This window comes from Bartonella sp. WD12.1, assembly GCF_002022415.1.
Lineage (GTDB): Bacteria > Pseudomonadota > Alphaproteobacteria > Rhizobiales > Rhizobiaceae > Bartonella.
In genome coordinates, this window is record NZ_MUBG01000001.1 from 878,338 (window position 1) to 898,289 (window position 19,952).

The 19,952-nt window shown below is 38.9% G+C and carries 27 protein-coding genes; all 27 read right to left on the minus strand.

Translation table 11 applies throughout. The features are described 5' to 3' along the window. Positions 1 to 89: 89 nt before the first annotated feature. The 27 genes from alaS to rplB all read right to left on the minus strand — a co-directional run bounded on the left by alaS (position 90) and on the right by rplB (position 19,949). Positions 90 to 2,756 (minus strand): alanine--tRNA ligase, encoded by a 2,667-nt coding sequence (alaS, locus tag BWD121_RS03790; RefSeq protein ID WP_078663451.1) that lies wholly within the window; start codon positions 2,754 to 2,756, stop codon positions 90 to 92. A 199-nt stretch (positions 2,757 to 2,955) separates the two neighbouring features. Continuing rightward, positions 2,956 to 3,999 carry a recombinase RecA gene (gene recA, locus BWD121_RS03795; protein ID WP_078664064.1) on the minus strand — a complete coding sequence of 348 codons (1,044 nt, stop codon included), beginning with the start codon at positions 3,997 to 3,999 and terminating at the stop codon, positions 2,956 to 2,958. 634 nt (positions 4,000 to 4,633) lie between these two features. Then, complete coding sequence (locus BWD121_RS03800) at positions 4,634 to 5,965, minus strand: replication-associated recombination protein A (RefSeq protein WP_078663452.1); 1,332 nt, start codon at positions 5,963 to 5,965, stop codon at positions 4,634 to 4,636. An 8-nt stretch (positions 5,966 to 5,973) separates the two neighbouring features. Next, positions 5,974 to 7,371: a Do family serine endopeptidase gene (locus BWD121_RS03805; protein ID WP_078663453.1), complete on the minus strand. Its 1,398-nt coding sequence runs from the start codon at positions 7,369 to 7,371 to the stop codon at positions 5,974 to 5,976. A 241-nt stretch (positions 7,372 to 7,612) separates the two neighbouring features. Next, positions 7,613 to 8,041: a 50S ribosomal protein L17 gene (gene rplQ, locus BWD121_RS03810; protein WP_078663454.1), complete on the minus strand. Its 429-nt coding sequence runs from the start codon at positions 8,039 to 8,041 to the stop codon at positions 7,613 to 7,615. Between the two features lie 23 nt (positions 8,042 to 8,064). Beyond that, on the minus strand, positions 8,065 to 9,078 hold the full coding sequence (locus tag BWD121_RS03815; protein WP_078663455.1) for a DNA-directed RNA polymerase subunit alpha: 1,014 nt from the start codon (positions 9,076 to 9,078) through the stop codon (positions 8,065 to 8,067). A 95-nt stretch (positions 9,079 to 9,173) separates the two neighbouring features. Then, a complete protein-coding gene (gene rpsK, locus BWD121_RS03820) occupies positions 9,174 to 9,563 on the minus strand; it encodes a 30S ribosomal protein S11 (protein WP_010703867.1) in 390 nt (129 codons plus the stop codon). 111 nt (positions 9,564 to 9,674) lie between these two features. After that, positions 9,675 to 10,043: a 30S ribosomal protein S13 gene (rpsM, locus tag BWD121_RS03825; RefSeq protein WP_078663456.1), complete on the minus strand. Its 369-nt coding sequence runs from the start codon at positions 10,041 to 10,043 to the stop codon at positions 9,675 to 9,677. Between the two features lie 181 nt (positions 10,044 to 10,224). Further along, entirely contained in the window at positions 10,225 to 10,803 is a 579-nt protein-coding gene (locus BWD121_RS03830; protein ID WP_078663457.1) for an adenylate kinase, read from the minus strand. Continuing rightward, complete coding sequence (gene secY, locus BWD121_RS03835; RefSeq protein ID WP_078663458.1) at positions 10,800 to 12,146, minus strand: preprotein translocase subunit SecY; 1,347 nt, start codon at positions 12,144 to 12,146, stop codon at positions 10,800 to 10,802. Before secY ends, BWD121_RS03830 begins: the two co-directional genes overlap by 4 nt. Positions 12,147 to 12,314: 168 nt before the next feature. Beyond that, a complete protein-coding gene (gene rplO, locus BWD121_RS03840; protein WP_078663459.1) occupies positions 12,315 to 12,782 on the minus strand; it encodes a 50S ribosomal protein L15 in 468 nt (155 codons plus the stop codon). A 26-nt stretch (positions 12,783 to 12,808) separates the two neighbouring features. Beyond that, entirely contained in the window at positions 12,809 to 13,015 is a 207-nt protein-coding gene (rpmD, locus tag BWD121_RS03845) for a 50S ribosomal protein L30 (RefSeq protein WP_078663460.1), read from the minus strand. 31 nt (positions 13,016 to 13,046) lie between these two features. Next, positions 13,047 to 13,607 carry a 30S ribosomal protein S5 gene (rpsE, locus tag BWD121_RS03850; RefSeq protein ID WP_078663461.1) on the minus strand — a complete coding sequence of 187 codons (561 nt, stop codon included), beginning with the start codon at positions 13,605 to 13,607 and terminating at the stop codon, positions 13,047 to 13,049. A gap of 114 nt (positions 13,608 to 13,721) precedes the next feature. Further along, positions 13,722 to 14,084, minus strand: coding sequence for a 50S ribosomal protein L18 (gene rplR, locus BWD121_RS03855; RefSeq protein ID WP_078663462.1), 363 nt, complete (start codon positions 14,082 to 14,084; stop codon positions 13,722 to 13,724). Positions 14,085 to 14,096: 12 nt separating this feature from the next. Continuing rightward, positions 14,097 to 14,630 (minus strand): 50S ribosomal protein L6, encoded by a 534-nt coding sequence (gene rplF, locus BWD121_RS03860; RefSeq protein WP_010703875.1) that lies wholly within the window; start codon positions 14,628 to 14,630, stop codon positions 14,097 to 14,099. A 38-nt stretch (positions 14,631 to 14,668) separates the two neighbouring features. Then, positions 14,669 to 15,067 carry a 30S ribosomal protein S8 gene (gene rpsH / locus BWD121_RS03865; protein ID WP_078663463.1) on the minus strand — a complete coding sequence of 133 codons (399 nt, stop codon included), beginning with the start codon at positions 15,065 to 15,067 and terminating at the stop codon, positions 14,669 to 14,671. 14 nt (positions 15,068 to 15,081) lie between these two features. Further along, positions 15,082 to 15,387: a 30S ribosomal protein S14 gene (gene rpsN / locus BWD121_RS03870; RefSeq protein ID WP_078663464.1), complete on the minus strand. Its 306-nt coding sequence runs from the start codon at positions 15,385 to 15,387 to the stop codon at positions 15,082 to 15,084. 24 nt (positions 15,388 to 15,411) lie between these two features. Beyond that, complete coding sequence (gene rplE, locus BWD121_RS03875) at positions 15,412 to 15,969, minus strand: 50S ribosomal protein L5 (protein ID WP_007477077.1); 558 nt, start codon at positions 15,967 to 15,969, stop codon at positions 15,412 to 15,414. Next, complete coding sequence (gene rplX, locus BWD121_RS03880) at positions 15,962 to 16,276, minus strand: 50S ribosomal protein L24 (protein ID WP_078663465.1); 315 nt, start codon at positions 16,274 to 16,276, stop codon at positions 15,962 to 15,964. The genes rplE and rplX overlap by 8 nt, the downstream gene beginning before the upstream one ends. 12 nt (positions 16,277 to 16,288) lie before the next feature. Continuing rightward, positions 16,289 to 16,657, minus strand: a complete 369-nt coding sequence (gene rplN / locus BWD121_RS03885) for a 50S ribosomal protein L14 (protein WP_010701323.1) — start codon at positions 16,655 to 16,657, stop codon at positions 16,289 to 16,291. A gap of 150 nt (positions 16,658 to 16,807) precedes the next feature. Then, positions 16,808 to 17,047, minus strand: coding sequence for a 30S ribosomal protein S17 (gene rpsQ, locus BWD121_RS03890; protein ID WP_010703878.1), 240 nt, complete (start codon positions 17,045 to 17,047; stop codon positions 16,808 to 16,810). Positions 17,048 to 17,058: 11 nt separating this feature from the next. Then, a complete protein-coding gene (gene rpmC / locus BWD121_RS03895; protein WP_007477073.1) occupies positions 17,059 to 17,259 on the minus strand; it encodes a 50S ribosomal protein L29 in 201 nt (66 codons plus the stop codon). A gap of 12 nt (positions 17,260 to 17,271) precedes the next feature. Further along, positions 17,272 to 17,685 carry a 50S ribosomal protein L16 gene (gene rplP / locus BWD121_RS03900; protein ID WP_007477072.1) on the minus strand — a complete coding sequence of 138 codons (414 nt, stop codon included), beginning with the start codon at positions 17,683 to 17,685 and terminating at the stop codon, positions 17,272 to 17,274. A gap of 34 nt (positions 17,686 to 17,719) precedes the next feature. Continuing rightward, entirely contained in the window at positions 17,720 to 18,430 is a 711-nt protein-coding gene (rpsC, locus tag BWD121_RS03905; protein WP_078663466.1) for a 30S ribosomal protein S3, read from the minus strand. Beyond that, positions 18,430 to 18,819 (minus strand): 50S ribosomal protein L22, encoded by a 390-nt coding sequence (rplV, locus tag BWD121_RS03910; RefSeq protein ID WP_010703880.1) that lies wholly within the window; start codon positions 18,817 to 18,819, stop codon positions 18,430 to 18,432. The genes rpsC and rplV overlap by 1 nt, the downstream gene beginning before the upstream one ends. Positions 18,820 to 18,821: 2 nt before the next feature. After that, positions 18,822 to 19,100 (minus strand): 30S ribosomal protein S19, encoded by a 279-nt coding sequence (gene rpsS, locus BWD121_RS03915; RefSeq protein ID WP_007477069.1) that lies wholly within the window; start codon positions 19,098 to 19,100, stop codon positions 18,822 to 18,824. Positions 19,101 to 19,115: 15 nt separating this feature from the next. Next, entirely contained in the window at positions 19,116 to 19,949 is an 834-nt protein-coding gene (gene rplB, locus BWD121_RS03920; RefSeq protein ID WP_078663467.1) for a 50S ribosomal protein L2, read from the minus strand. Positions 19,950 to 19,952 lie beyond the last annotated feature (3 nt).

Here is a 19,952-nt window from a genome sequence, read left to right on the forward strand (position 1 = left end):
TTTTCTATATATTCAAATGCAAACTTAATCTAAATTACAAGTTTCTAGTCCCTTACAAGGCTTGTAATTTAAGTAATACGAAAATAAATTCACAAGTTTTTAAGAAAAACTTCCAATGCTGCAATAGCGTCATAAGCTTTATCCCCTTGCGGACCACCAGCTTGCGCCATATCAGGGCGCCCACCACCACCTTTACCACCAAGAGTATCTGATACAATACGTACTAAATCAACAGCATTTATTCTATCAATCAAATCATCAGTTACGCCAACAACAACACTTCCTTTGCCATCTTCTGAAACACTAATGAAAGCTACAACACCAGATCCAATCTGCTTTTTTCCAGAATCCACTAATGTCTTAAGATCTTTTGGTAAAATATTTTGAATGACACGTCCTATAAAAGAAATGCCATGAATAATTTTTATATCTGTTTTATTGTTCTTTGTAGCTCCACCATTAAGAGCAATTTTTCCGCGTGAATCACTTAATTCTTTTTCAAGCTTACGACGATCATCTAGTAAAGTTTGAATACGTTCTTGTACATTAACAGGAGAAGTTTTTAAAAGAGCAGCAATGTCATAAAGTTGCTTACCTTGATTACAGAGGTAAAGACGCGCAGTTTTACCTGTTAATGCTTCAATACGGCGAACTCCAGCAGCCACAGAACTTTCAGAAACAATATGAATCAAACCAATTTCGCCTGTTCTGTTCACATGTGTACCCCCACAAAGCTCAATTGACCAACAGCTTTTTTCTCCTATCTGCTCATGCCTTTTCCCCATAGAAACAACACGAACTTCATCACCATATTTTTCACCAAATAATGCTATTGCCCCTTCAGAAATTGCATCATCCACTGTCATCACGCGTGTTATTACTTCACTATTTTGCAACACAATTTCATTGGCTAAATCTTCTATTTTTTTCAATTCTTCTAGTGAAATTGATCGTGGATGAGAAAAATCAAAACGTAATCGGTCGGGTGATACAAAAGAACCTTTCTGTACAACATGATCCCCCAAAGTTTGACGCAAAGCCTCGTGTAATAAATGAGTAGCAGAATGGTTTGCACGAATTTTTTTACGACGAACACGATCAACTGTTAATTCTACACAATCACAAGTTTTTGCTTGGCCACTTTTAACCTCACCAATATGAACAAAAACGCCTTTAGCCTTTTTCTGAGTATCATGTACTTCAAAAACAAAATTTTCACCAGAAATTATACCGCTATCCCCAATTTGCCCACCAGACTCACCATAAAAAGGTGTCTGATTAACAACAAGCATAGCTTTTTGCCCTGAAGAAACTTTATCAACAATTTGACCATCGCAGATAAGAGCAGTAATAACACCTTCCGCTTTTTCTGTTTCATAACCCAAAAACTCTGTAGTACCTACTTGATCACGAACAGAAAACCACACCGTTTCCGTGACAGACTCACCAGAACCAGACCAATTAGCGCGAGCCTCTGCTTTTTGGTGTTCCATCGCTTTGTTAAAAGCATTAACATCAACAGATATTCCACGGTGCCGAAGAGCATCTTGCGTCAAATCAAGTGGAAAACCATATGTATCGTAAAGTTTAAAAGCAACTTCACCATTAAAACAATCGCCTTCCTTAAGATGAATACTTTCTTCATTCAACAAACGAAGACCCCGTTCAAGAGTTTTACGAAAACGTGTTTCTTCCAATTTTAAAATTTCTGAAATTAAAGATTCGGCACGCACTAATTCAGGATATGCTTGCCCCATTTCGGTTATCAAAGCAGGCACAAGACGCCACATCAATAACTCTTCTGCGTCAAGAAAATGAGCATAACGCATAGCACGACGCATAATACGACGTAGAACATATCCCCGACCTTCATTAGAAGGGAGAACACCATCTGCAATTAAAAATGCAGAAGAACGTAGATGATCAGCAATAACACGATGACTAACAACAAAGTCACCAATCGCCTCAACTCCTGTCATTCTTTGTGACTCACGAATTAATGCAGAAAAAAGATCAATATCATAATTATCGTGTACACCTTGCAAGACAGCAGCAATTCGTTCTAATCCCATCCCAGTATCAATGGAAGGGTGAGGTAATTCAATCCGTTCGTCTTTGCTCACTTGCTCATACTGCATGAAGACTAGATTCCAAATTTCAACAAAGCGATCGCCATCTTCATCAGCACTTCCAGGAGGCCCTCCAAAAACTTTATCACCATGATCATAAAAAATCTCTGAACATGGACCACAAGGCCCTGTATCCCCCATCATCCAAAAATTATCATTTGTTGCAATGCGGATAATTTTTTCGTCTGGGAGACCCGAAATTTTACGCCATAACTGAGCAGCTACATCATCACTATGAAAAACTGTAACCAACAACTTATCTTTTGAAAGACAAAATTCTTTTGTTAGAAGGTTCCATGCAAAAAAAATTGCTTCTTCTTTGAAATAATCACTAAAAGAAAAATTACCAAGCATTTCAAAAAAAGTATGGTGGCGTGCAGTATAACCAACATTATCAAGATCATTATGCTTTCCACCCGCACGTACACACTTTTGTGCAGTTGTTGCCCGGCTGCAGGAGAGCTGTTCAAGTCCAGTAAAAACATTTTTAAACTGAACCATTCCTGCATTTGTAAACATTAATGTAGGGTCATTGCGCGGAACAAGTGGGCTAGAAGAAAGAACTTTATGTCCATTACGATGAAAATAATCCAGAAATGTTGACCGGATCTTGTTAACGCTATTCATATTTACACTCGCACAATACAGTACAAAACTGCAAAAATAAAACTCATTTTTAATTAAACACTCTCTTTGTCACTTTTAGAGTAACTTAATTAAAATAGAAATATTTTTTCAGAAAAATTTGAAAATAAAAGATTTTACACTTAAAAAACTAACAAATAAAAACAGAAAAAACTAAACTGCACTTAAAATAAGCATTTTATTAAATTGATTCATCGCTTTCTGTATTCTCTAAACTTGCATTTTCTAATAACTCAATTGCAAGCAAACCAGCATTTTGACGTAAGGCCGATTCAATCTCTGTCGCTATTTCCGCATGTTCGTGTAAAAATTGCTTTGCATTTTCACGTCCCTGCCCTAAACGTTCAGAGTTATAGGAGAACCACGAACCAGATTTCTCTACAATACCAGCTTTAACACCCAAATCAATCAATTCTCCTACTTTGGAAATACCCTCACCATAGATAATGTCAAACTCCACCTGTTTAAACGGAGGTGCCAATTTATTTTTCACCACTTTAACACGCGTTTGATTACCAATTACCATATCCTTATCTTTAATCGCACCAACACGACGAATATCTAAACGGACAGAAGCATAAAATTTTAAAGCATTCCCACCTGTTGTTGTTTCAGGAGAACCAAACATTACACCAATTTTTATGCGAATCTGATTAATAAAAATAACCATACAGTTAGAGCGAAAAATTGATGCCGTTAATTTACGTAAAGCTTTACTCATCAATCGAGCTTGCAATCCCGGTACAGAATCATTCATTTCACCATCAATTTCCGCACGTGGCGTTAAAGCTGCTACTGAATCAACAACCAGTACGTCAATTGCACCGGAACGAACAAGCGTTTCTGCAATTTCCAAAGCCTGTTCACCGGTATCCGGTTGAGAAATAAGTAGATCTTCTAATTTAACACCAAGTTTACGTGCATAAATAGGATCGAGAGCATGTTCTGCATCAACAAAAGCACAAACTCCACCATTTTTCTGAGCTTCAGCAATAGCATGAAGAGCTAGTGTCGTTTTTCCGGAACTTTCTGGCCCATAAATCTCAATAATACGCCCTTTTGGTAATCCACCTACACCTAAAGCAATATCTAAGGATAACGAACCAGTTGGAATTGTTTCAATTTCAACAACCTGCTCCTTTTGCCCAAGACGCATAATTGAGCCTTTACCGAAAGAACGTTCGATTTGTGATAGAGCAGAATCTAGAGCTTTTGTTTTATCCACAATCATATCCTTAGTAAGTCAGAATAATTTTTCATACAATATATACTGCTCTATTAACTTAATTAAAGTCTGGAGTTTAGATTTTCACAGACTATTTCATCTCTATCTTCGTTGTATCAACAATTTTTAATCAATGTTATAAAAAAATCATATTTTCTTTTGTAACACAAAGCATATTTCAAAAAAATGCATCGAAAAAAATAGCAGCTTATGTATTAATTTATATCGTTAACCTATCTCATCCATAAAGAAAGTACCCCAAATTTTAATACAATGTTTTGGGTACACATTTTCTAATATAACGTGCATGAGCATCTAAACACGCGGAGCCAGGGTTACTAATCTACCGCTAATAGCCCAAAGTTAACGTTAATCAAAATCATGTAGTATTTGCTAAATAACTTGAAGCATCAATCAGAAAACCATTAAATATACTAACAATCATACTTAATTACAGTTTCGCAAACAACTTTCAAAACTTAGTTATCACCTAGATCTGAATCTACTCTCACTTAAAAAAGAAAATTCTTAATTATGGTAAAGAATGATATTTTTTGCACATGAGCTAGCTTATTAACAAAGCTATAATAATTGTGGCTGAATTGAAATCTACTAAAGAAAAATAAAAAATGATTTAGCTACAATCTTGTTTTTGATTGGTTCGTTTTTGTCGTAACTTTTTCCACCATTCAAGACGTTTCATAATTTCACGCTCAAAACCACGTTCCTGCGGTTGATAATAAATTTGACGTCCAAGTTTTTCAGGAAAGTACTCCTGCCCTGAAAAAGCATCCGGCTCAGAATGGTCATAACGATAACCTTCCCCATATTTATTTTCCTTCATAAGTTTTGTAGGAGCATTAAGGATATGCTTAGGAGGAGGTAAAGAACCATTTTTACGTGCACAATGCATTGCTGCTTTATAAGCAAGATAAACTGCATTAGACTTTGGTGCCGTAGCGATATAAAGGCATGCTTGTGCTAAAGCTAATTCACCCTCAGGCGATCCTAAATAATTATAAGCATCCTTTGCTGCATTACAAATAACAAGAGCCTGCGGATCTGCCAAACCAATATCTTCAACAGCTATACGTACCAATCTGCGTCCAATATATAGAGGATCTTCACCCGCATCAAACATACGTGAAAGATAATAAAGAGCAGCATCGGGATCAGATCCACGAACTGATTTATGTAATGCTGAAATAAGATTATAGTGACTATCTTGACCTTTATCATAAATTGGAGCTCGGCGCTGAACGATTTCTTGTAAAACTTTAGCATTAAATATTTCTTCCGGACGTGCAGCACACCAGATTTCTTCAGCTAATGTTAGTACCGCTCGCGCATCACCATCAGACATTCTTATCAAGAGATCTCTAGCATGATCATCTAAGGGCAAAGATTTGCCCTCCACTTCCTCAGCGCGCTTTAAAAGCATGCTTAAACTTTTACTATCATGTAAGCGAAACGTCAAAACACGTGCACGTGAAAGAAGGGCACTATTGAGTTCAAATGAAGGATTTTCAGTTGTTGCCCCTACAAGAACCACTGTACCATCTTCCATAAAAGGAAGAAAAACATCCTGCTGAGCACGATTAAACCGATGAATTTCATCAACAAATAAAAGTGTTCGACACCCAGACATAAAGCGAGCTTGAGCTACTTCAAAAATTTTCTTTAACTCTGTAACACCAGTACAAATAGCAGAAACTTGCTCAAAAGCGAAATTCGTCTCAAATGCCAATAAACGCGCAATTGTCGTTTTACCTGTTCCTGGAGGACCCCAAAAAATCATTGAACCAAACGAACCAGATTCTATCATACGTGAAAGAAAACCTTCCGTTCCAATCAAATGATCTTGCCCAACCACCTCACTCAAAGAACGGGGGCGCATTCTTTCAGCAAGTGGCCGATTTTTACTGACATGAGAATCAAAAGATGAAGTAAAAAAATCTTTATTCAAAATACCCCTCAGCGGATAAATTGACGAATATAGACACCATTGCGTTCATATTCCAGCTGCCAAGTACGCGGATGTTCCTGCATAAGAACTTTTTTTAATTGATTCACAGTTTGAATTTGATGACCATTAACAGCGCGCAAAATATCTCCTGAGCGGAAAATCTCTGCAGCATTACTCATGTTATCGAGATTAGCAATCACAACACCTTTTACAGTCGCAGGAAGATGAAAACGTTGACTATTTTGTGGTGTTAAATCTAGTACTTCAGCCCCAGAAAGAGGACTTTTATCAACAATTTTTTCAGATTTTAAAAATGCAGAATTAAACATTGATGAGATAGTTATCTTTGTCTTTAAAGTTTTTCCATCTCGCAAATATTCTAAATTAAGGTTTTGCCCAACACTAGTTGTTATCAAACGATATATAAGGCTATCTGGACTATCAATTTGTACATTTTGCACACTTAAAATAACATCGCCCACTTTTAAACCAGCTTTTGCAGCAGGACTATCTTGAACAATTTCAACAACAATAGCTCCATATGGACGTTCTAAACCCAAACCACTTGCAACGTCAGGTGTAACCCTTTGAAAAGATGCGCCAATATAAGGTGGCACAAAAAACTTTTCACCACGTTTAACTGTATCAAGAACTACTTTAACAAGGTTAGCTGGAATAGCAAAACCAATTCCTGTAGAACCGCCGGAGCGCGAATAAATAGCTGTATTAATCCCAATTAATCGGCCATTCACATCAATTAGAGCACCACCAGAATTACCCGGATTGATAGCCGCATCTGTTTGAATAAAAAAATCAAAATCAGAAACACCAACACGTGTACGTGCTTGCGCTGAAACAATACCACTTGTAACTGTTTGACCAACACCAAAAGGATTACCAATCGCAAGAACGAGATCGCCAACTTCAACTGCATCAGAATTTCCTAAAGGAAGAATAGGAAACTGAATATCTTTTGAATTAATTATTTCAAGTATCGCAATATCAGTTGCTTCATCTTTTAATATAACTGTGCTTTCAAACTCTCTTCCATCAGAAAGAGCAACTTTAATCTCGTGAGCACCTTTAATAACGTGGTAACTCGTAACAACCAAACCACGTGCATCAACAATTACCCCAGATCCTAACGATGATTGCGTGCGTAAAGATCTGTTATTTTGATAACGACCAAAAAATTGCTCAAAAAATGGATCATCTTCAAAAGAAGAACGCATTTTAACTTGTCGAGCAACGTAAATATTTACAACCGATGGAACAGTTTTTTTAACTAAAGGAGCAAATGAAAAAGTGATTTCTGATTGTGTTTGTGGAACTTGAGCATTCGTGGAATGAAACGATATTAATGCCATAATCACAAAAAAAAGCCCTATTAAAATAGAACGCTTCATTATCCACTCCCTCAAAAACTAAAACAGCCCCCATTTAGTAGAACATGGAAATCTTCTTATTTATCTCCATTTATTTGATATTTAAATCAAAAATGTCTGACTTTGGCAAGTAATATTGCAAAACCAACAATGAGAACAATCTTCTTTTTTCACTTATATATTGAACAACATTTATTCTGAAGCACAAATAAAAAAACGCCTCAGAAAGGCGTTTTTCATTCCCCCAAAAAAGAAAAGCTCCTTACGAAGAAGCCTTTTCTTCACTGGAAACCCCTTCTATATGTTTATAATTTACAGAATTTTTTGCATTAATATCCCTATCAACAAATTCTATAACAGCCATAGGTGCATTATCACCAGTACGAAAACCTGCTTTCATAATGCGCAAATAACCACCTTTGCGTGATGCATAACGTGGTGCAAGCGTATCAAATAACTTTGCAACCTTTTCAGTATCACGAATAGCTGAAATTGCTTGCCGGCGCGCGTGCAAATCACCCCGTTTACCAAGTGTAACCAACTTTTCAACAATAGGGCGAATTTCTTTAGCCTTTGGAAGCGTCGTCACGATCTGCTCATACCCGATCAACGAAGCTGCCATATTGGCAAACATTGCTTTACGGTGACTGGCAGTCCGGTTTAGCTTGCGACCTGATTTACCATGACGCATGAGCTTTCTCCTTAATTTAATTCTTAATACTGATCTTCATAACGCTTAGCAAGATCATCAATATTCTCAGGTGGCCACGCAGGAATCTCCATACCAAGATGGAGCCCCATACATGCAAGAACCTCTTTAATCTCGTTTAATGATTTACGTCCAAAGTTTGGTGTCCGAAGCATTTCAGCCTCTGTTTTTTGAATAAGATCACCAATATAAACAATATTATCATTCTTAAGACAATTTGCTGAACGAACTGAAAGCTCCAATTCATCCACTTTCTTAAGAAGTGCAAGATTAAAAGAAAGCTCAGAAGCTGGTTCTTCAACAAGTTCTTTTTGTGGCTCTTCAAAATTGACAAATACCGACAGTTGATCTTGAAGAATACGCGCTGCAAAAGCGACAGCATCTTCACCATTAACAGCACCGTTAGTTTCAATCGTTAACGTCAACTTATCGTAATCAAGGACCTGCCCTTCGCGTGTATTTTCTACTTTATAAGATACCTTACGAACTGGCGAATAAAGACTATCGATGGGGATAAGACCTATAACCGCATCATCTACACAATTACGATCAGATGGAACGTAACCTTTTCCTGTATTCACAATAAATTCCATACGAATTTCCGCACCCTCATCTAGCGTGCAAATAACATGCTCGGGATTAAGGATTTCCATATCTCCAACAGTACGTATATCTCCAGCTCTAACAACACCAGGCCCTTCTTTACAAATGATAACATGCTTAGGGCCCTCCTCTTCCATGCGAATAGCGATTTCTTTGATATTTAAAATAATATCTGTAACATCTTCACGAACACCTGGAATTGATGAGAACTCATGCAATACACCATCAATTTGCACAGCAGTAACAGCAGCACCACGCAGTGATGATAATAATACACGACGAAGTGCGTTTCCTAATGTTAAACCAAAACCACGCTCAAGCGGCTCTGCAACAACATTCACTACATTTGAATTACCACCTGCATGAAACTCAACCTTATTGGGTTTAATTAACTCCTGCCAGTTTTTCTGGATCATATTTTTATTCCTGTTCTTTAGTTCCGCTACCATTCAATCGCAACGGCCAGTGTGAACATCGGAAAAAGTTTCCGATTATGAAAAACAATACCTAATCAAACACGCCGTCTTTTTCGGGGACGACATCCATTATGAGGAATTGGCGTTACATCTCGAATGGAAGTAATTACAAAACCAACAGATTGCAACGCACGCAAAGCAGATTCACGACCTGACCCAGGACCACAAACTTCAACTTCCAATGAGCGCATACCATGTTCTTGCGCCTTTTTAGCGCAATCCTCTGCTGCAACCTGTGCAGCAAAAGGTGTAGATTTACGAGAACCCTTAAACCCCTGAGCACCAGCAGATGACCATGCAATCACATTCCCTTGAGCATCAGTAATAGTAATCATCGTATTATTAAATGTTGAATTGATATGCACAACACCTGATGAAATATTTTTACGCTCGCGACGGCGAACACGTGTGGCTTCCTTGGCCATAACTTTCCTTTCAACGATCTCTCCACTGCCGTAACACCAGCAGCTCCACCTTATTTACCTTTATTCAAAACTTCCCACAAAAAGAAGAATATTAAAAATAAAAGATCACTATTATTTCTTCTTACCAGCAATTGCTTTAGCTGGACCTTTACGCGTACGCGCATTAGTATGTGTACGCTGCCCACGAACGGGTAAAGAACGACGATGGCGCAACCCCCTATAACAACCAAGATCCATTAAACGTTTAACATTCATCGCAACTTCACGACGAAGATCTCCTTCAACTTGATAACCTTGATCTATCGTTTCACGAATTTGCAACACTTCCGCATCTAAAAGTTCATGTACACGACGTTCCGGAGGAATGCCAACTTTCTCGACAATTTCTTGAGCAAATTTCCGTCCAATCCCGTGGATATACTGAAGCGCAATAACTACACGCTTATTTGTTGGGATATTGACGCCAGCAATACGAGCCACACTTATTCTCCTTGATTATGTTAACAATGAACCATAAAATACTTGAAGCACTTTATAGAAACAAAGAAATGATCTCGGCTCCCACATACCCCAAATCCCATTTTTACTGAAATAAATAAAGCAGCTTTTGATAGATTTTACTATAAAAGTCAACTCTTTTCATTTATTTTTAAAAATTTTCTTATTTAAGGAACTCTCTAATTGTACGTGATACATCAGTAACACCAGCCATTCCATCAACCTTTTTTAACAAACCTGTGTTTAAGTAAAATTCTGATAAAGGAGCTGTTTTTTCACGATATTCAACTAATCGTTTTGCAAAAGAATCAGAGTTATCATCTGAACGAACCTGTCCACCAACAGCAATCGTTTCCTCAACACGTTTCTTCATGCGCTCAATCAAAGCCTTTTCATCAACAATAAATTCAATAACGGCATTAAGCTGCACGTTTTTTGATTGCAAAATTTCTTGTAATGCCTCTGCTTGTCCTACAGTGCGCGGATATCCATCCAATATAAAACCGTTTACACAATCATTCTCACCAATACGATCTGATACAATTTGATTAACAATATCATCAGACACCAAAGCACCACTTTCTATAATGGCTTTAGCTTTTTTACCAATCTCTTTCTCTGCCATAACGGCTTCACGCAGCATATCACCCGTTGATAATTGAGGAATGTTATAATGCTCACCTAATATTTTAGCTTGAGTACCCTTACCAGCCCCAGGAGGTCCTAAAAAAATAACTCTCATCGATTCCTTTTACCTCCACGGAGTTTTGATTTTTTAATCAACCCTTCATATTGATGCGCAACAAGATGTCCCTGAATTTGAGCAACTGTATCAAGTGTAACAGTAACAACAATGAGCAAGGATGTACCCCCAAGATAAAAAGGAACATGCAGTGCTGATATCATAAACTCCGGCAGTAAACAAACTAGAATAATATAAATCGCACCGACAACAGTGATACGTGTCAAAACATAATCAATATATTCAGCTGTACGTTCACCAGGGCGAATTCCAGGAATAAAACCTGAATGTTTTTTTAATTGATCTGCTGTATCACTAGGATTAAATACAATAGCTGTATAAAAAAAACAAAAAAATGCCATCAAAGCCGCATAAATTATCATATAAAGTGGCTGTCCATGACCAAGAGAAAAAGAAATAGTCTGAATCCACTGCGGCATTTTATCAGAAAAATTATTAATAGTTGCAGGCAACAATAACAAAGATGAAGCAAAAATTGGAGGAATAATTCCAGCAGTATTCAATTTTAAAGGAAGGTGCGACATATCACTCTGAAACATCTGATTACCAACTTGACGTTTCGGATATTGAATAAGAATTCGTCGCTGTGCACGTTCTATAAAAACAATGAATCCAACAACAACAACAATAATAAGAACAATTCCTATTAATAAAAAAGTTGATAAATCAGCATGACTATGTGCAGTCAAAAGTTGAGCAAAAGTGGAAGGAAAATTAGCCACAATACCTGTAAAAATAATGAGAGAAACCCCATTACCAACACCACGTGATGTAATCTGCTCGCCAAGCCACATTAAAAACATCGTCCCACCAACCAACGTAATGACAGCAGAAATACGAAACATTACACCTGGCTCCAAAACAATTTGAAGTCCTGTTCCTATACCGGTTTCAAGCGCAACCGCAACACCAAAAGCTTGCAGAATAGCTAATACTACCGTTACGTAACGAGTATATTGATTGATAATTTTACGGCCTAATTCACCCTCTTTTTTAAGAGATTCCAATGAAGGAATAATTGAAGTTAGCAACTGTACAATAATTGATGCTGATATATAAGGCATAATTCCTAGTGCAAAAATCGCCATCCGCCCAACAGCACCCCCAGCAAACATATTCACCAACCCCAACACACCAGACGCGTGCTGTTCAAACGTTTGCCGTAAAGCATCAATATTAATGCCAGGTAAAGAAATATAAGTACCAAAACGATACACAAGAAGTGCAGCTAGAGTAAACCAAATACGCTTTTTTAATTCAGTCGCACGTGAAAAAGTACCAAAATTTATATTGGAAGCAAGTTGTTCTGCAGCTGATGCCATAAAATCTCTCCAGTTTATACTCCAACTCGTTGCTTACACAACAATAACCCTAACATTCATATGCTATATAAGAATAAACGCAAAACTTAAATGGTCTCTCATAAATAATGGCCTAGAACGAGTTACAGACACCCCTTTCCAGGCCAGCTACTATTTGTCAAAATGAACTTACTGGACAGATTCAAGAAAATTAATCTGACCACCAACTTTTTCAATCTTTACACAAGCAATTTTAGAAGCACCAGAAACATTAAACACAACTTTAGCTTTTAACTCACCATCAGAAAGAAGACGAACACCATCTTTTACACGACGAACAACACCAGCTTCTTTTAGTACAAATACATCAACCGGTTTTTCAATATTTAACTTTCCTGTATCAATCGCTTGCTGAATTCGACCTAATGAAACTTCATTATAAATCTTAGCAGAGAAATTTCTAAATCCGCGCTTTGGTAAACGACGATAGATAGGCATCTGCCCACCCTCAAAACCATTAAGTGATACACCAGAACGCGATTTTTGCCCTTTAACACCGCGACCACCAGTTTTACCACTACCCGAACCAATACCGCGTCCAATACGCTTACGATTCTTTGTTGCGCCTTCGCGATCACGCAGTTCGTTGAGTTTCATATTCTATACTCCTGCGACCTTCTATTCTAACTTTCATCTACAATCCGAACAAGGTGGGAAACCTTAGCAATCATACCTCGCACACAAAGCGTATCCTCTAAAGTGCGACGACGACGCATCTTATTTAATCCAAGCCCCTTTAACGTTGCACGTTGAGTTTGTGGCCTTCGAATCGGACTTCCAATTTGTTCCACCGTTACAATCTTACCAATCTGAGATTTTTTTTGAACCATTTTCAATTCCTTTTCTGACAAACCTCAGAAATTATTCCTCTGAACCAATCAAATGTTGGCGACGCGACTGTAAAGTTGAATATTTAATACCACGCTGCGCCGCAATATCTTTAGGATGAACCTGACGCTTTAAAGCATCAAAAGTCGCACGAACCATATTATAAGGATTTGATGAACCCAATGATTTAGCAACGACATCTTGCACACCAAGAGTTTCAAAAATAGCACGCATTGGCCCACCAGCAATAATACCAGTACCAGCAGAAGCTGAGCGCAATAACACGCGACCAGCTCCATGACAACCTTCAACATCATGATGTAATGTGCGCCCAGATCGAAGCGGAACATAAATCATTTCACGCCTTGCAGATTCTGTAGCTTTACGAATTGCTTCAGGCACCTCACGCGCCTTACCATGACCAAAACCAACACGTCCTTTTTGATCTCCAACAACAACAAGAGCAGCAAATCCAAAACGTCGTCCACCTTTTACAACTTTAGCAACACGATTAATGTGCACAAGTTTATCAACAAATTCACTACTATTTTCATTTCGACGCTCATCGCGATCATTACGTTCTTTTTGTGCCATTCCTCATTCCTTTTTCTTTTCCGGAAGCACTTTAACTAATCCTCAACATTAAATTAAGGAACTCATATGAAACATTAAAAATATCTTCTTAGCAGAATTGCCAAACAAGATATTTTAAAAAATCAAACCGCCCTCACGAGCAGCTTCAGCTAAAACTTTCACTCGACCATGATAAACATATGCTCCACGATCAAAAACAACTTCATTAACACCAGCTTTTTTTGCACGTTCAGCAATTAATTTACCAACAGCAAAAGCGGCCGCTTTATCAGAACCGCTTTTTAAAGATTTTCTCAATTCTCCTTCAAGAGTACATGCAGAAGCAAGTGTACACCCACATAAATCATCAATAATTTGTGCATAAATATTCTGATTTGAGCGGTAAACACTAAGTCTCGGACGACCATTAGCAACAGTTTTAATTTGACGACGAACACGCTGCGCACGGCGCTGAATAACCTTTTTAGATGAAACCATAACGCAAAACCCTTACTTCTTTTTACCTTCTTTACGAACGATACGTTCATCTACATATTTAATACCTTTACCTTTATAAGGCTCGGGTCCACGATATTCACGAATTTCTGCTGCAACTTGCCCAACTTGTTGTTTATCAATTCCAGAAACAACAATTTCTGTTGGCTTAGGGACTGTTACAGTAACACCAGACGGCACTTTATAAATAACATCATGGGAAAAACCCAATGATAATTGAATATCTTTACCCTGTAAAGCAGCACGATAACCAACGCCGTTGATCTCAAGTTTCTTCTCAAAACCATCTTTCACACCGCAAAAAATATTCTCAATCATTGAACGTGACATACCCCATTTAGAGCGTGCATCCTTTGATTGATCACGCGGTAAAACCGACACAACATTTTCCTCAAGCTTGACCAAAACTTCATCATTAACGACGTAGCTCAGTTCACCTTTTGGACCCTTCGCCTTAATCAACTGACCTTCAACAGTGGCCGTAACTCCAAGAGGAACCGGAATAGGTCTTTTTCCAATACGAGACATTGTTTTAACCTGTTTTACTTTCGTTTGCTTACAACCAATCAGAAAACACGACAGAGAATTTCTCCACCGACATTTTGTTCACGCGCTTCATGATCTGCCATTACCCCTTTAGGAGTCGACAAAATTGAAATACCAAGACCATTTGCTACCTGAGGAATAGACTTAGCAGAAACATACACACGACGACCAGGTTTTGAAACACGTGAAATCTCACGAATAACAGCTGAACCTTCAAAATACTTCAATTCAATCTCGATTTCGGATTTCCCTTTACCAAAATCAACCTGATTGTACCCACGAATATAACCTTCAGACTGCAAAACATCAAGCACCCGCCTACGAAGCTTAGAAGCAGGCGTAACCACTTTATCTTTTTTACGACTAAGCGCATTACGAATACGTGTTAACATATCACCAAGAGGATCTGACATAGACATCTTGTTATCTCCTCTTACCAACTAGATTTAACAATACCAGGAATATGGCCTAGAGAACCAAATTCACGTAGCGCAATCCGCGACATTTTTAATTTACGATAATAAGCTCTTGGACGCCCCGAAACTTCACAACGATTACGAATACGAACCTTTGCAGAATTACGTGGCAGTTCCGCCAACCGAATAGAAGCTTTAAAACGCTCTTCAAGCGAAACCTTCTGATCCATCACAATTGCTTTCAAACGCGCACGACGCGCAGCATAACGTTTTGTCATCACAACACGATGCTTATTTTTTTCAACGGCACTTACTTTGGCCATAATCTCACCTCACTACGTCTGCCGTTACAAGCGAAATGGAAAATTAAAAGCACGCAATAATTCACGTGCTTCATCATCCGTTTTTGCTGTCGTACAAACGATAATATCCATGCCCCAAATCTGATCAACTTTATCATAATTGATCTCTGGAAACACAATGTGCTCTTTAATACCCATAGCAAAATTGCCATGACCATCAAAGCTTTTTGGATTCAAACCACGAAAATCACGAACCCGTGGAAGAGCAATCGTAATAAGACGATCCAAAAACTCAAACATACGATCTTTACGTAATGTAACCTTAGCCCCAAGCGGCATTTTTTCACGAACCTTAAAACTCGCAATAGAATTACGCGCATAGGTAACCACAGCTCTCTGACCTGTTATCAATGTCAGATCTTCAGCTGCAATAGATGGTTTTTTGGAATCAGCAGTTGCTTCACCAATCCCCATATTAATCACAATTTTATCAACACGTGGAATTTGCATTTCGTTTTTATAGTTAAACTTCTCTTGAAGCATTTTACGAACAACTTCAAGATAATGCGTCTTCATACGCGGTTTCTGTTTTTCTTTAGCCATTAATCAGTTCTCCCGACCGTTTGGCAACACGAACTTTATTACCATCCGCATTTACACGAAAACCTACACGTGTAGGTTTACCATCTTTAGGATCAATAACCGCCAAATTAGACAAATGAATAGGCGCTTCCTTAGAAATAATTCCAGCTTCTTGTGTTTGAGTTTGACGCTGATGGCGTTTAACTACATTAATTCCAAGAACAAGAGCGCTGCTATTTTTGGGATTCACCTTAATAACTTCACCGCTACGACCTTTATCTTTCCCAGATAAAACGATAACTTTATCACCTTTTCGAATCTTTTGCACGATATTTACTCCTTACAACACTTCAGGAGCGAGTGAAATGATCTTCATGTGGTTTTTACCACGAAGTTCACGAGGAACAGGCCCAAAAATACGTGTACCAATAGGCTCTTTTTTATTATCCACCAAAACAGCAGCATTTCTATCAAAACGAATTACACTACCATCCGCACGACGAATATCCTTGGCAGTACGGACTACCACAGCTTTCATCACATCACCTTTTTTAACACGGCCACGGGGAATAACATCCTTAACCGAAACAACAACAATGTCACCGACCGAAGCATATTTCCGCTTTGAACCGCCCAGCACCTTGATGCACATGACACGACGAGCACCAGAATTATCAGCAACGTCGAGGTTTGTTTGCATCTGAATCATGACTGGCCACCACCTTTTCTTAATGTTTAAATCCGACTATGCCTTTGGCACATCCGGACTTGCCTGTCAAACAACAATGAAGCTATGGTTATCAAAATTTACCCAATGGAAAAAACCAATGTTAAATTTTAAAACAATTAGCCTGGTTAATTACGTTACACTGTCTACAACAACAATCCAACGTTTATCTTTCGAAATCGGTTTAGATTCTTGAATAGAAATCTGATCTCCGATTTTGAATTGATTGTTCTCGTCATGCGCCTTGTATTTTTTAGACTGTCGAACCGTCTTTTGGAGAAGCGGATGAGAATAACGACGCTCCACTTTGACAACTACAGTTTTATCATTCTTGTCGCTAACGACAACGCCTTGCAAAATGCGTTTAGGCATCTCTTATTTCCTTAAACCTTGTTTCCATCCATCTTCTGACGAAGAAAAGTTTTAATACGCGCAATGTTACGACGAACTTGCTTAACACGTGCTGTTTTTTCTAATTGACCTGTCGCTTTCTGAAAACGCAGATTAAACTGCTCTTTCTTTAACTTAGCCAATTCATCTTTCATTTGGTCGAGCGTTTGCGCCCGTAATTCTTCGGCTTTCATCGCTTAACCTCTTTATTCAGCAATTCGTTGAACAAAACGAGTCTTAACAGGCAACTTCGCAGCACCCAATCTAAGAGCTTCACGTGCTACATCCTCAGGAATCCCGTCAAGCTCAAACATAACACGCCCAGGAGAAACACGCGCTGCCCAATAGTCAACACTTCCCTTACCCTTACCCATACGAACTTCAGTCGGCTTAGATGTAACCGGAAGATCTGGAAAAATCCGAATCCATACACGACCAGAACGCTTCATGTAACGTGTAATTGCACGACGCGCCGCTTCAATTTGGCGCGCAGTAATACGCTCTGGCTCAATAGCCTTCAGACCGTAAGCACCGAAATTCAAATCCGTACCACCTTTCGCAACACCGTGAATACGGCCTTTGAATTGCTTACGAAATTTTGTGCGCTTTGGCTGCAACATTACTTTTCACTCCAAATCTCAATTTAACCATAAATCAAGTATTTTCACGGCGGCGATTCGATGAAACTCCTGAATGATCACTTTCCATAGCACGACTTTCCGAAGCCATTGGATTATGTTCAAGGATCTCACCTTTAAAAACCCAAACTTTAACACCACAAATACCATACGCCGTTTTAGCCTCTGCTGTACCATAATCCACATCGGCACGCAAAGTATGAAGTGGAACACGACCTTCACGATACCATTCCATACGAGCAATTTCAGCACCACCAAGACGACCAGAACAATTAATACGAATACCTTCCGCCCCAAGACGCATAGCGGATTGAACAGCACGTTTCATTGCACGCCGAAAAGCAACACGACGCTCAAGCTGCTGAGCAATTGATTGAGCAATGATTGTCGCATCAATTTCCGGCTTACGAATCTCAACAATATTTAGTGAAGTCTCAGCATTCGTCATTTCTGAAAGTTTACAACGAAGCTTTTCAATATCAGCACCCTTTTTACCAATAATAAGACCAGGACGTGCTGAGTGAATTATAATACGACACTTTTTATGAGGACGTTCAATAACAACCTTAGAAATAGCCGCTTGCTTCAGCTCTTCAATCACATATAAACGAATTTTTAAATCTTCATGAAGAAGACGTCCATATTCACCACTATCAGCATACCAACGTGAATCCCAAGTCCGATTAACTCCAAGACGAAGCCCTATTGGATTGATTTTCTGCCCCATTACGCAGCCTCCTCTTTTTCGGTAACTTCACGAACAATAATAGTAAGATGCGAAAATGGACGCTCAATCCGGCTAGAACGCCCGCGACCACGAACATGAAACCGTTTCATTACTATAGATTTACCAACATGCGCTTCTGAAACAATCAACGAATCAATATCAAGATCATGATTATTTTCCGCATTTGCGATCGCTGATTCAAGAGTTTTTCTAACTGTCTGAGCGATACGTTTACGTGAAAATGTTAAATCAGCCAACGCCGTATTAACCTTTTTACCACGAATCATCGCAGCAACCAGATTAAGCTTTTGTGGACTAACACGAATCGTTCGAGCAACAGCCTTCGCTTCATTGTCCTTAAGTTGGCGCGGAACTTTAGCTTTGCCCATTATTATTTCCTTTTTGCTTTCTTATCCGCACCATGACCATAATAGGTTCGAGTAGGAGCGAACTCGCCAAATTTATGTCCAACCATTTCTTCAGAAACAGAAACAGGAATATGTTTATTGCCGTTGTAAACACCAAAAGTCAAACCAACAAATTGCGGCAGAATGGTAGAACGACGACTCCACATTTTAATAACTTCATTACGCCCACTTGCACGTACCTTCTCTGCTTTTCCAAGAAGATAGCCGTCAACAAACGGACCTTTCCAAACTGAACGAACCACTTTAGACTACCTCTCTTACTTCTTACGTTGATGACGCGAACGCATAATAAATTTATTAGTAGCTTTATTGGAGCGTGTACGCTTACCTTTCGTAGGCTTACCCCAAGGAGATACAGGGTGACGACCACCCGATGTACGCCCCTCACCACCACCATGTGGATGATCTACTGGATTCATAGCAACACCACGAACATGAGGACGTTTTCCACGCCAACGCGACCGACCAGCTTTACCATCATTAATATTTCCATGATCAGGATTTGAAACAGCACCAACAGTTGCAAAACAACCACCAGGAACCAAACGCTGCTCCCCAGAATTAAGACGAAGAATAGCCATTCCCTGATCTCGCCCAACTAACTGTGCATAAGACCCCGCCGAACGTGCAATCTGACCACCTTTACCAGGTTTCATCTCAACGTTATGGATAATCGTACCCACTGGCATATTACAAAGAGGCATTGCATTACCTGGCTTAATATCAACATTTGAACCAGTAATAACCAAATCACCAACACCAAGACGCTGAGGTGCAAGAATATAACTTAATTGACCATCTTCATAACGAATCAATGCGATAAAAGCAGTACGATTTGGATCATACTCCAAACGCTCAACCTTTGCAGACATATCACGTTTAAGGCGCTTAAAATCAACAAACCGATAGCTACGCTTATGCCCCCCACCTTGAAAACGGGCTGTAACTCTACCATGATTATTACGCCCACCCTTTGACGACAACCCTCCCGTCAGCGTCTTTACAGATTTACCCTTATGAAGATCAGAACGCTCCACAATAATAAGCTGACGTTGCCCGGGTGTTGTTGGATTAAAGTGCTTAAGTGCCATTAT